The organism is Chryseobacterium sp. JK1 (genome assembly GCF_050632815.1).
GTDB lineage: Bacteria > Bacteroidota > Bacteroidia > Flavobacteriales > Weeksellaceae > Chryseobacterium.
In genome coordinates this window covers 337,315-348,970 of sequence record NZ_JBODRU010000001.1, presented here as the reverse complement: position 1 = coordinate 348,970, position 11,656 = coordinate 337,315, and the positions used below count along the sequence as shown (strand labels likewise).

9 protein-coding genes are annotated in these 11,656 nt (G+C 36.8%); 4 read left to right on the top strand and 5 right to left on the bottom strand.

Going from position 1 to position 11,656, the window contains the following annotated elements; genetic code table 11:
* Window positions 1-120: 120 nt before the first annotated feature.
* On the top strand, window positions 121-927 hold the full coding sequence (locus ACQ76T_RS01590; RefSeq protein WP_431341601.1) for a DUF4197 domain-containing protein: 807 nt from the start codon (window positions 121-123) through the stop codon (window positions 925-927).
* Window positions 928-1,044: 117 nt separating this feature from the next.
* Here the strand turns inward: ACQ76T_RS01590 and ACQ76T_RS01585 are convergent, their stop codons facing one another.
* On the bottom strand, window positions 1,045-2,199 hold the full coding sequence (locus tag ACQ76T_RS01585) for an MFS transporter (protein ID WP_431341600.1): 1,155 nt from the start codon (window positions 2,197-2,199) through the stop codon (window positions 1,045-1,047).
* A gap of 75 nt (window positions 2,200-2,274) precedes the next feature.
* On the opposite strand from ACQ76T_RS01585, the gene ACQ76T_RS01580 reads away from it, so the two are divergent.
* Window positions 2,275-3,057 (top strand): AraC family transcriptional regulator, encoded by a 783-nt coding sequence (locus ACQ76T_RS01580; protein WP_431341599.1) that lies wholly within the window; start codon window positions 2,275-2,277, stop codon window positions 3,055-3,057.
* Between the two features lie 323 nt (window positions 3,058-3,380).
* Here ACQ76T_RS01580 and rplS read toward each other — a convergent pair whose 3' ends face one another.
* The gene (gene rplS, locus ACQ76T_RS01575) at window positions 3,381-3,737 is read right to left on the bottom strand and encodes a 50S ribosomal protein L19 (RefSeq protein ID WP_065393784.1); all 357 of its coding nucleotides are present in this window, start codon (window positions 3,735-3,737) and stop codon (window positions 3,381-3,383) included.
* A gap of 294 nt (window positions 3,738-4,031) precedes the next feature.
* On the opposite strand from rplS, the gene ACQ76T_RS01570 reads away from it, so the two are divergent.
* Window positions 4,032-6,770, top strand: coding sequence for a fibronectin type III domain-containing protein (locus ACQ76T_RS01570; RefSeq protein ID WP_431341598.1), 2,739 nt, complete (start codon window positions 4,032-4,034; stop codon window positions 6,768-6,770).
* 70 nt (window positions 6,771-6,840) lie between these two features.
* Here the strand turns inward: ACQ76T_RS01570 and ACQ76T_RS01565 are convergent, their stop codons facing one another.
* Together ACQ76T_RS01565 and ACQ76T_RS01560 are read right to left on the bottom strand one after the other, a co-directional pair.
* Window positions 6,841-8,373: a membrane-binding protein gene (locus tag ACQ76T_RS01565; RefSeq protein WP_431341597.1), complete on the bottom strand. Its 1,533-nt coding sequence runs from the start codon at window positions 8,371-8,373 to the stop codon at window positions 6,841-6,843.
* A 54-nt stretch (window positions 8,374-8,427) separates the two neighbouring features.
* Complete coding sequence (locus ACQ76T_RS01560) at window positions 8,428-8,922, bottom strand: DoxX family protein (RefSeq protein WP_431341596.1); 495 nt, start codon at window positions 8,920-8,922, stop codon at window positions 8,428-8,430.
* A gap of 112 nt (window positions 8,923-9,034) precedes the next feature.
* Between ACQ76T_RS01560 and ACQ76T_RS01555 the strand changes: the two genes are divergently transcribed.
* Window positions 9,035-9,736 carry a CoA transferase subunit A gene (locus ACQ76T_RS01555; protein ID WP_422691505.1) on the top strand — a complete coding sequence of 234 codons (702 nt, stop codon included), beginning with the start codon at window positions 9,035-9,037 and terminating at the stop codon, window positions 9,734-9,736.
* Window positions 9,737-9,784: 48 nt separating this feature from the next.
* On the opposite strand, the gene ACQ76T_RS01550 is transcribed toward ACQ76T_RS01555, so the two are convergent.
* Complete coding sequence (locus ACQ76T_RS01550; protein WP_431341595.1) at window positions 9,785-11,587, bottom strand: ABC transporter ATP-binding protein; 1,803 nt, start codon at window positions 11,585-11,587, stop codon at window positions 9,785-9,787.
* Window positions 11,588-11,656: the final 69 nt, after the last annotated feature.

Here is an 11,656-nt window from a genome sequence, read left to right as displayed (position 1 = left end):
AGATATACAAAATATGATCAATCTGGAATCGCTTTTCCAGGGAATTAATTTTGTGGTTTGCTTTTTGCTAAGGATATGCCGATTAAAAAATTTAGTTTTAAATTTGCAAAAAAAAATACGATGAGAAAAAGCATTTTTTTGGCTACCGGACTGTTGTTCTCCATTTCTACACAGGCACAGTTATTAGACATGATAAAGTCTACTGTTAAAAACAAAACAGGTGTAGATCTGAATACCCCGGTAAAAACAAAAGGAACTACGACAACTCCTTCACCTACTACATCTTCTAATATTTCATCTGCCAATTTAGGCAATCTTACGTCTTCCCAAATTTCATCAGGATTAAAGGAAGCGCTAAATATTGGTGTTATAGATGGAGTAAAGAAACTGGCTGTTACGGATGGCTTTCTAAAAAATGAGGCGGTAAAGATTCTCATGCCGGAAAAATTAAGGAAAATAGATACTACGCTACGTTCTATCGGAATGGGAAGCCTTGCTGATGAAGGTGTAAAACTTCTCAACAGAGCCGCTGAAGATGCTGTAACAGAAGCCGCTCCTATTTTCACCAAAGCTATCACTTCCATGACCATTACTGATGCCAAAAATATATTATTAGGCAGTGACAATGCCGCTACTTCCTATTTACAGGGCAAAACGCAAAGTCAACTGTTCACCGCTTTTCAACCTAAAGTAAAAGCTTCTCTTGGAAAAGTAGGTGCCGACACGGTATGGAAGAATCTGATCTCAAAATACAACACCTTCACGGGACAATCTGTAACAACTGATCTTAATGAGTATGTTACAACAGAGACCATCAATGGGGTCTTCAAGATGGTTGCTGATAAAGAAAGCGGAATAAGAAATACTCCTGCTATGAGAACCACAAGTATTCTTCAGAAAGTCTTTGGAGCTCAGGATGGAAAATAATTTCACAAGGTGAAATTCAGATAAAATAGGTATAGTAAACAGCTGTCTCATTTGCGAGGCAGCTGTTTATTTTTATGCATTATTTAAAAAGTTTATTTTATCGAAAAAGCATGATTTTTAAGTGGTTGATTTTTTTTCCCCTGGATTCATCATGCATAAAGCTCCTATTCCAATTCCCGAAAAAATAAGGCAGGAAATTCCTAAATTCTGTATATATCCTATACTTATCAATCCGGCTCCTATCAATATATAATACATTAGTCCGAACAAAGCCCCGGCACTTCCTGTCTCCTCTTTATATCTGATTAATGCAGTGCTTAAAATATTCGGAATCGTAATACTGAATGCTGTTACAATAAAAAAGTAAGGAATCAGAAAGGCTATTCCGTAACGCAATAATATCCACACAAAAAAAGAGGAAATAAAAGCTCCTAATACTCCTATTTTTATTAAAATATCGGGATCAGTATTTCTCAACAGCAAGTATCTGTTAAGTTTTGCTCCTGCGAAAGTTCCGCCAGCCAGTACAATACTGCTGTATCCGAAGACATAAGAAGAGTAATGATGTTGTTTAAAAATAAACGGAGCCAATGAGTAATAGGAGAACAATAGAACATTAAAACTCATAATCAGCAAACAGCATTTAATAATCGCATGATCACGAAGCATTCGTCCTAGCAGATCCGTCAAAACGCTAATATTAATGGGTTTTCTCCAATGATGGGTTTCTGAAATTTTTTGTTTAGAAAGGATCAAAAAGAATATTCCCAAAAAACAAAGTGTTATAAAAACACCTTGATGCCCTAAAGAAGAGCCCAATATCGAGCCAGTAAGCATCCCTACCACCGGACTGATGGATAAACCAATCCCGATCCAGGAAAACACTTTGCTGATATTATCCTTATCATAAGTATCTCTTAAAATGGTCTGCGTTACGATAGAACCCACCGAAATTCCAAATGCAGAAATAATTCTAGCACTAAGAAGAATCATAAAATATGGAGCAAAAACGGCGGCTAGAGTTCCTATTCCATACGTGATTAATCCATATTCCAGCGCCTTCTTCCTTCCGATTCTGTCACACTGTACACCCCAAAATGCTACACCGAGAGCAAATGCAATAAAATATAAACTGATTGTAAGTGTAGTAGATTCTTCATTCACTCCAAATCGCTCCTGTACCATCGGCAAGACAGGACTGTAAATAGTTTCTACAAACTGGGGAAGCATCACGAGCAGCGTCAGTAACCAGATAGGATTTGTCTTTTTCATTTTTTTCTGCAAAGTTTTGAAATTTCTGATGTATATTTATAATGATATAAAAACAAAAAACATCAAAAATAAGACATGGCTATATTGAAGCAGAACGAAGAATTCGACGCAGATTCAATGAAAGAAAAAGTAGTAGGAATTGCTTCTGATATGATCATGCACGACTCCGGATTTCATCATCACACCACGAAAGCACAGCTCCTTTACGCACCATCAGGATGTATGACAGTGACTACTTCTGACAGGCAATTTGTACTACCTCCATTCAGAATGCTGTGGATCCCGGCTTGTGAAGTTCATAGAGTGAATTTCAGGAATATTGTTGCTTATAGGTCTATTTATTTTGATGAAAGTATTTCTGGAAAATATGTACATTCAGGGCTTAAGGTTTTGAACGTAAATCCACTCTTAAAAGAAGTTATTGAAAGAATATGTTTCTGGGATTGGAATTCTTTCTGTAAAGATCAGGAGCATATTATCAATGTTCTTTGGGATGAGATCAATGCTGCCCCTGAAGAAAATCTTTCACTTATGATGCCAAAAGATAAGCGTTTGAAAAGATCAGCAGAAAACTGGACGAAACGCATTTCGATGCCTCCTATGTTAAAAAAACTTGCAGAAGAAATCGGAGGGGTTGAAAAAACCATTACCCGCATTTTCAAGAGAGAGACAGGGCTTTCTTATCAGGAATGGAGGCAGCAGTGGCGGCTTCAGAGATCAATAGAGCTTTTAGTGGACGGAAATTCAATAGGAGAAGTGTCTCATCTTTTGGAGTTTTCCTCGGATAGTGCGTTTATAGAGTTTTTCAAGAAGCATACAGGGTCGACACCTTTACAGTATCTTATGAAAAATGAGTGATGTTTTAGGAGTGTGTTGTTATTGGATGTTGTTATTTTTTAACCACAGATGGCACGGATTTGCACAGATGCTTGTGTTTGATAAAACATTCCTTTGGTATTTGTTTTATGTGATTTATATGAAGGTGTTTATTTTATTTTGACCACGGATGGCGCAGATTTACACAGAGGTTTGTGTTTCTTTGATGGTAAAAAATAGGATAGCTGATGCTATATTATTACAATTATATCTGGATTCTGGATAGATAATATAAGTTTATGTATAAAAAAAGAAGCTGTCTACGTATTGTAAACAGCCTCTTTTTGTATTTATTGTTGTCTGAATTATTTCTTCTTGTAAGCAGCGTCTTTGATTCTTGCTTTTTTACCTCTAAGGTCTCTGAAGTAGTAAATTCTAGCTCTTCTAACTCTACCTCTTCTGTCAACCTCGATTTTCTGAAGTGCAGGCATGTTGATAGGGAATACTCTTTCTACACCTACATCACCACTCATTTTTCTGATTGTGAAAGTTTTTGTAGATCCAGTACCTCTCAATTGGATAACTGTTCCTTTGAAGAACTGAGTTCTAGTCTTTTGTCCTTCTTTAATTTCGTAATACACAGTAATTGTATCACCCGCTTTGAATTCAGGGAATTCTTTTTTAGCAATGTACTTCTCTTGTACGTACTTTAATAAATCCATTATTAATAAAATAAAATGTTAAAGCTAAGCAACTTACACGTTTTTCGTCAGAGGTTGAATAACAGGTTGCAAATGTACAAAATACTTTTTGAATACACCAAACAATTAATGTGTTAAAAACTATAATTTTTCAATTTCCATTCTGTTAAAAATTTAATGGTTTATTTAAGATTCCATCAGATAGAGTTTATATGGGTAACATACTTTTGCCCGAAATGTAAATCTGAATGATTTTTTTTCAAATCACTGATTTACATACTACACCTCTACACACTACTTAAAATATAAACTATTATGAAACATTATTTCTTCTTTTTTTGTTTCGCGGTCCAGATGGCTTTTGGGCAGGTTTTGTTTCCTTATCTACAAAACCCAACCCCGAACTCTATGATTGTCAACTGGAAAACGTCTTCCGATAACGAAACAACGGTAATTTATGGAGATTCTCCAACCAACCTCAACGTAACGGTAACGGGTACCACCAATATCTTTTCAGATACGGGATATAATAACAACTACTATTACCACACAGCTAAAGTCACTAATTTACAACCTAATACAAAATATTATTACAAAATAAAAACGGGAGCCAATGAATCTGCTGTTTATAACTTCAGAACGTTGCCTCTACCGGGCCAGCCCGTAACAGCCAATGGAAAGATCCGTTTCCTGATCATGGGGGATAACCAAATAAAGGCAGAGCCCAGATATGACAGTCTTACTTTGAATGCTTTTAAAAAGCTGAAACAAAAGTTTGGCGCCACCTCCGATCCATCAGATAATATTGCTCTTACTTTTATGGTGGGAGATCAGGTGGATGTTGGTACTTTGGATCACTATGAGAATGTTCATTTTAAAAAGAATATTAAATTATCCCCTTACCTGCCTATTCAAACAACGGTAGGAAATCACGAAACGTATGGAACGATGGGAATGAATTCTTACTATGCCCATTTTTACATTGATGAAATTAGTTATAAGGGCATAAGCTCAGGAAATGAAAATTATTATGCTCAGCAGGCTGGCAATGTATTATTCATAAGTTTAAGTTCAGAACATACGGGATCTGCACAACAGACATGGCTTCAACAGGTTTTAACAGCCGCCAATAGTGATACTACCGTAGACTGGATCATCTCTTTAAGCCACAGACCTTACCAGGCAGAGCAATATGTAGGAGATATTTCTACATGGGTTAGAGAAAATGCAGTACCGCTTTTGGTAACCTCCGATAAATATCTGATGCACGTAGGAGCGCACCATCATCTTTATCACAGAGGACAGCTTAAAAACACCCCGAATTATCAGATTATTTCAGGGGGGACTGCCTGGGACCAATATTGGGGAATGTCTAATGAAAAAGATTTTGATGATGTACAAAAAACCTTAACAGACTGGACGTACCAAATCGTGGAGGTAGATGTTCCGACGGGGAAAGTGGATATTGAGTGTTACTCTATTGGTGGAGTTTATAACAAAAAAAACAATGTACTGGTAGATTCTTTCCATCGATATAAAAATCAGCCTAAACCGGCAAAACCTTCTATTACCAATACCTTCTCCGGTCCTACTACTTTACCTTTGACATTAAATGGAAGTACCTTTTCTTCTTCAAACGGAGAGCTTTTAAATACAACCCAGTTCCTGATCAGTAAAGCGTCTAATTTTTCTGTGATTGAAAAAGAAGTGTACCGTGATTTTGAAAACTGGTTCGGTAAAGACGGAAACGGTACTCCTGATAAAACAAAGAACCTCAATGAAGGTGTTGACATTACTAAAGTTACCTTCGCCTCAAATTCTATTCCCAACGGGGTTTATTATGTAAAAACCCGTTATAGAGACAGAAACCTGGAATGGAGTGAATGGAGTGATGTAAAGCAGTTTGAGATCACGGGAAGTGTAGTATCCAATCCTACTTTTGCATTAGATAAAACAGAATATACTCAAAACGAGCCAATAACGGCTACGTTCACAGATGGTCCCGGAAACCAGCAGGACTGGGTAGGTATCTATAAAAAAGGACAAACCCCTGCTTCTACAACTTCCCAGGGATATATTTATACCAATGGACAAACGGCAGGAACGGTGACCTTCAATAGCGGTTTAGCCAATAAAGGTCAGTATTTTGCAGGCTTTTTCGCCAACGGTGGTTATACGGAAATTACAGACAGGAAAAATTTCTATGTAGGACCTAAAGTTCAGCTTCAGACGACTGCCGATACTTATCCTGTAGGAGGAACAGTAGTGATTAACTTCACCAATGCACCAAGTTTACAGAAAGACTGGATCGGGATTTATAAAATGGGACAAACTCCCGGAACTACTGCTTCTATCAAATGGAGCTATGTAACAACAGCATCGGGAACCCTTAATTTTACAGGGCTTCCAAAAGGATATTATTATGCTCAGTATTTGCTGGAAGACGGCTATAACGGAATTGGAGAAAAGGTATTCTTTAAGGTAGGTGACATTGTTACGGATTTATGGATCAACAAGCCAGTGTATACTTTGGGAGAAAATATCACGGCCTCATGGACGGATTCTCCAGGAATCATTAAAGACTGGTTAGGAATTTACCCACAAAATATTCAGACGCCAGACGATAATTTTGTTTCTTATACTTATTTTGATGGAGTCACTCAGGGAACAAAAACAATTCAGGGGACTGCGGTACCTGCTACACCCGGAAATTATTATATGGTGATGTTTACCAATGATTCTTATACTGAGGTTTCCAACAGGGTACAGTTTCAGGTTACCTCTCCTACTTTGGGTGTTGAAGAAACAAAAAGTACGGAGAAAAATGTAGTTCTATATCCAAATCCTACAAAACCGGGGCAGCCAACTTTCATTAAAAGTGACTATCCGATTGAAAAAATAGAATTGGTTTCTGCTTCCGGAGAGCTACTGTATGTATCTAAAAATATTAATAACCAACGTTTCTCTTTGGTAAATGAAAATCTTCCGAAAGGCGTTTACTTTGTAAAAGTACATGGTAGAAAGCTCTTTACTTTGAAATTAATCATTCAGTAAGAAACAAACGAAGTGTAATGATAAAAAAACAGGCTGTCCTTTCCGACAGCCTGTTTTTATTTTTTAATACTTAGTCAAAACTATTGTATAAATCATCTTCCAGAATAATGGTCTGATTGGCATTGGAGAAGGAATCGTCTCCTGTGCTGGCCAGAACTTTAGAATCCTGAACCAACTTTCCTTCTTCATTATAAATTTTCAATAATATCCATTTTCCACTGCGTTCCAATTCTTTGGTTCCGTTTATGGTTTTTAGTTTTACCTTACCGGATTGAAGAATACCACCTTTTACAGTAGCTTTGTTGGCTGCTTTACCTTTTACATACTGTACAATTTGGCCTGTAAAGTTTGAGTAATCTCCGTCTTCATTAGGAGATTGGGTAAAGGTGTATACAACAGCTCCTTTGTTGTTGTAAACCGTTCCTTCATAACCGTTCTGCTTTGCATTAAGCTTTTTTTCGGACTTCAGTTTTCTCTCTTCTGTATACGTCTTTGTATTCACTACAATTCCGTCTTTATACTGATCTTCACTAAGTCCTTCATAGGCAGTACCATTATAAGGCATCCCTTCTTTATAGGTCAAAGCTGACTTCAGACTGCCTTCCGGAGAATAATACTTAACCTCCTGAGTTACCTCATCTTTAAGAAATGTTTCGGTTGACAGTTTTCCGTTTTCATCAAAGACCTTATTAGCAGTAACTTTTCCATTCTGGTAAACATCTATCGTAGAAATTAGCTCGTCGCCATAAGCAAACTGATAATCTTCCCCCTCTGTTGGTCTGTAAACATCATTCTCTTTATCATACTGATATACCAGATGGCCTATCTTTTTTCCTGATTGGTCGTAAGTGGTTTTATATCCGTCTTTTTTATTTCTTTTCTGTTCCTGCAAAAGCTTCCCGTTTTTTGAATAAATCACTCCTTCTTTGATGCTGCCGTCACTTTTATATTTTTCAATCTTGGCAATTCTCATAGGATTTGGATGATAATCTACCTGCGTACTTTCTCCAGAACCTGAAGATGCACTTCCCAAATATTTCCCCTTATCTCCATAAAATTTTGTTTCATACTGCCCTGCTTTATTGGTAAGAGTTTCATGTCGGATACCTTTGATATCGTCATCATACACAGTGGATTTTACAGCTACGGAATTCTCATAATCACTGACACTGTTATAAAAATATTCACTTTCAGGATCTTTGTAGATAAAAGATTTTCCAGAGAAAGTTCCATCTGATTTATAGACAACATCTTCTACGAGCCTGCCTTTCGTATCATATGTTTGAGAAGGCCCTGCCTGCTTTCCTTTAGAATAAGTGGCAAAGCTCATTACTTTTCCCTCAGGTGTATACCATACTACTTTTCCGTCAAAAACTTCGTTGTTGGGAGTTGTATCAGAAGCCAGACCTTCCATTTGAAGAACTCCGTCTTTATAAAAATCTTTGATGAGTGTAAGTTTGCCCTTAGGTGAGGTTTCACGGTAATATTCCATTTTATCCTGGGTTGTTTTTTCCCAGTTCTCGTCGAAATAAGTCTTCTCTTGTGAATATACGTTGATACTGATCACTAAAGCCAGTAATGCGGACGTAAATAATTTTTTCATGTTTTTTTATTGAGTTTATATATTGTGATGTAAAATTTCAGGGTATTTGTTTTTTTATCTAAAGTGGTTTTTCTTTTTTCCAATAAATCGATCAACTCCAAAAGCTTTATAGCCATACAGGGAAAATAAGCCCAACAGCATAATATAGAGCACCTGAGGAAGAAAAAAGAAATAAGTAAGCCAGGTGCATCGGTCCATTACTCTTGAAGGTGTTTTAGGATCTATAGGAATAAGTTCTGTAGGAATAGAATGAATATCTTTTGAAAAAAGTGCTACCAGCATAATCACAATAAGTGAAAGTGCACTGAATCTCGTGAATAAGCCGATGAGAAGGAATAAGCCCCATATCATTTCGTTGAAAGCAACAAAATTGGCCATAAGCTGAGGTGAAGAAAATCCCAGGCTGCTTATTGTTTTGAGCATATAGCCATGAAAGATAGGGTCAAATAATTTGTTAAAGCCGGTAATAAAGAAAAATAGGCCTATGAATATTCTGCAAATGACATAAAAAATGTCAGCAGCCTTATTAAAATTCTCTTTTTGTCTCATTGGTGTTTAAGATTTTAATTTGTCAAAAATACAGAAAAGTTAAGATATAGCCTAAATGTCGGATATATGAGAAAATTTATTAAATTTAGCCAACAGAAAAATCTAATATTTCATGATAGATAAAAGAGTAAAAAATGCAAAGGAAGCCATCGAAGGTATACAAGATGGAATGACGCTGATGTTGGGTGGGTTTGGACTTTGTGGGATTCCTGAGAACTCGATTAACGCATTGGTAGAAAGCGATGTAAAAGATCTTACCTGTATTTCAAACAATGCTGGTGTAGATGATTTCGGATTGGGATTATTGCTTCACAAAAGACAAATCAAGAAGATGATCTCTTCTTATGTAGGAGAAAACGCAGAATTTGAAAGACAGATGCTTTCAGGTGAACTGGATGTAGAGCTTACTCCACAGGGTACTTTAGCAGAAAAATGCAGAGCAGCCCAAGCAGGAATTCCAGCCTTTTATACTCCTGCAGGCTATGGAACTGAAGTAGCGGAAGGTAAAGAAGTAAAAGAATTCAAAGGAAAACCTCATATCCTTGAACATGCTTACGATGCAGACTACTCTATCGTAAAAGCCTGGAAAGGAGACCACGCCGGAAACCTTATCTTCAAAGGATCTGCAAGAAACTTCAACCATCCGATGGCGGGTGCTGCAAAAATTACCATTGCTGAGGTGGAAGAATTGGTAGAACCTGGACAATTGGATCCCAACGAGATTCATATACCGGGAATCATGATTCAGAGAATTTTCCAGGGAGAAAAATTCGAAAAGAGAATTGAACAGAGAACCGTAAGAAGTAAAGAATAAAATTTCTCTATAAAATAAGAAGCGCTGAAAATACATTCAGCGCTTTTTTTATTCTTGGATGGTAAGTGTTTTTCTTTCTCCGATCTGTTGTCTCCACATCGCGTAATAAAGCCCTTTCTCAGCAATCAGGTTAGCATGAGAGCCTGTTTCTACTACTTGTCCACGTTCCAGAACATAAATTTTGTCTGCATGCATAATGGTACTTAAACGGTGAGCAATAAGTACTGTAATCTGCTCTCTTTCTTTCGAAATATTTTTGATTGTAGTGGTAATTTCCTCTTCGGTAATACTGTCCAGCGCAGAAGTAGCTTCATCAAAAATCAATAGATGAGGTTTTCTTAAAAGTGCTCTGGCAATAGCAATTCTTTGCTTTTCACCGCCACTCAGTTTCAGACCGCCTTCACCAATAACAGTTTCTATTCCTTTTTCTGCTCTTTCCAGTAAAGCTGTACAGCTTGATTTCTGTAAAGCAATAGCCAGTTCCTGTTCGGTAGCAGAAGGGTTCACAAAAAGAAGGTTTTCTTTGATCGTCCCAGCAAATAACTGAGTGTCCTGAGTTACAAAACCAATCTGATTTCTCAGCTCATCAAAGTCAAATTCTTTTCCATTCACTCCATTATAGAAAATATTTCCTTCCTGAGGTCTGTACAAACCAACAAGCAGTTTTACCAATGTACTTTTCCCGGAACCGCTTGGCCCTACGAAAGCAATGGTTTCTCCGTTTTTGAGATCAAAGGAGATATTATTTAAAGCTTTATACTGAGCTGACTGATGTTTAAAAGAAACATGTTTGAACTCCAGTTCTTCAATCGCTCCGATCTGTTTAGGATGAAGAGGTTTTTCCTCCACTTCTTTATTCATCAGGCGGTCAAAATTCTGAAGAGAAGCTTCTGCTTCACGGTAAGAGATAATAATATTCCCTATTTCCTGCATAGGCCCAAAAATAAAAAACCCATAAAACATAAGTGAAAGGTATTGCCCCGGAGTCACAATGTTCTTAAAAATCAGGTACAGTAAAGTAAGGGTAATCATCTGTTGAAGAAAATTAACCATTGTCCCCTGAATAAAACTTAAAGAACGGATACTCTTCACTTTTCTAAGCTCAAGACCCAGAATTTTGTAGGTATTGTTATTTAAACGGATTACTTCCTGATTGGTTAGTCCTAAACTTTTAACAATTTCAATATTTCTCAAGCTTTCCGTAGTACTTCCTGCCAAAGCGGTTGTTTCCGTTACAATATTTTTCTGAATGCTTTTTATTCTCTTACTCAACAAATTGGTAACAAAGGCAATCAGGAAAATTCCACAGATATAAACTGGCATTATTGACCAGTGTAAACGGATCGCATAGACAGAAACGAAGATGATACTCACCAAAATTCCAAAGAAAATATTAATGAAATTACTGATGAATTTCACGGTATCTTCTCTTACTTTTGTTAAAATTGACAGGGTTTCACCACTTCTCTGGTCTTCAAATTCCTGGTAAGGCAGCGCCATAGAGTGCTTCAAACCATCTGTAAATATTTTTGCTCCAAATTTTTGGGTAATGACACTCACCACATAGTCCTGAAAAGCTTTGGCAATTCTACTTATCATAGCTGTTCCGATAAGCAATCCTAAAAAGTAAAAAGCACCATGATAGGCAGAACTTCCGTATAAATATTCATTCAGGTTTCTTGGCAGCAGTTTTTCTTTATCAAAAAAATTAGGATGGGTAACCAGCTGGTCGAGGATATTTCCTGTAATAGCCGGCGCAAATAAAGAGAAAACCTGGTTAACGGTAGCCAACAGTAAAGAAATGACTATCAGCCACTGATAAGGTTTAAGGTATCTAAAAAGTATTTTCATTCCAGTAAAAAATAATGGAGCAAAATTACATATATTATTTTAACTAACAGTGTTAATTATTGAACACAA

What these genes read in the sequence shown, in the direction of transcription:
- ACQ76T_RS01580 (WP_431341599.1), top strand. Translation starts at nt 2,275, where the DNA reads ATGGCTATATTGAAGCAGAACGAAGAATTCGACGCAGATTCAATGAAA.
- ACQ76T_RS01550 (WP_431341595.1), bottom strand. Translation starts at nt 11,587, where the DNA reads ATGAAAATACTTTTTAGATACCTTAAACCTTATCAGTGGCTGATAGTC.
- ACQ76T_RS01590 (WP_431341601.1), top strand. Translation starts at nt 121, where the DNA reads ATGAGAAAAAGCATTTTTTTGGCTACCGGACTGTTGTTCTCCATTTCT.
- ACQ76T_RS01570 (WP_431341598.1), top strand. Translation starts at nt 4,032, where the DNA reads ATGAAACATTATTTCTTCTTTTTTTGTTTCGCGGTCCAGATGGCTTTT.
- ACQ76T_RS01555 (WP_422691505.1), top strand. Translation starts at nt 9,035, where the DNA reads ATGATAGATAAAAGAGTAAAAAATGCAAAGGAAGCCATCGAAGGTATA.
- ACQ76T_RS01585 (WP_431341600.1), bottom strand. Translation starts at nt 2,199, where the DNA reads ATGAAAAAGACAAATCCTATCTGGTTACTGACGCTGCTCGTGATGCTT.
- rplS (WP_065393784.1), bottom strand. Translation starts at nt 3,737, where the DNA reads ATGGATTTATTAAAGTACGTACAAGAGAAGTACATTGCTAAAAAAGAA.
- ACQ76T_RS01565 (WP_431341597.1), bottom strand. Translation starts at nt 8,373, where the DNA reads ATGAAAAAATTATTTACGTCCGCATTACTGGCTTTAGTGATCAGTATC.
- ACQ76T_RS01560 (WP_431341596.1), bottom strand. Translation starts at nt 8,922, where the DNA reads ATGAGACAAAAAGAGAATTTTAATAAGGCTGCTGACATTTTTTATGTC.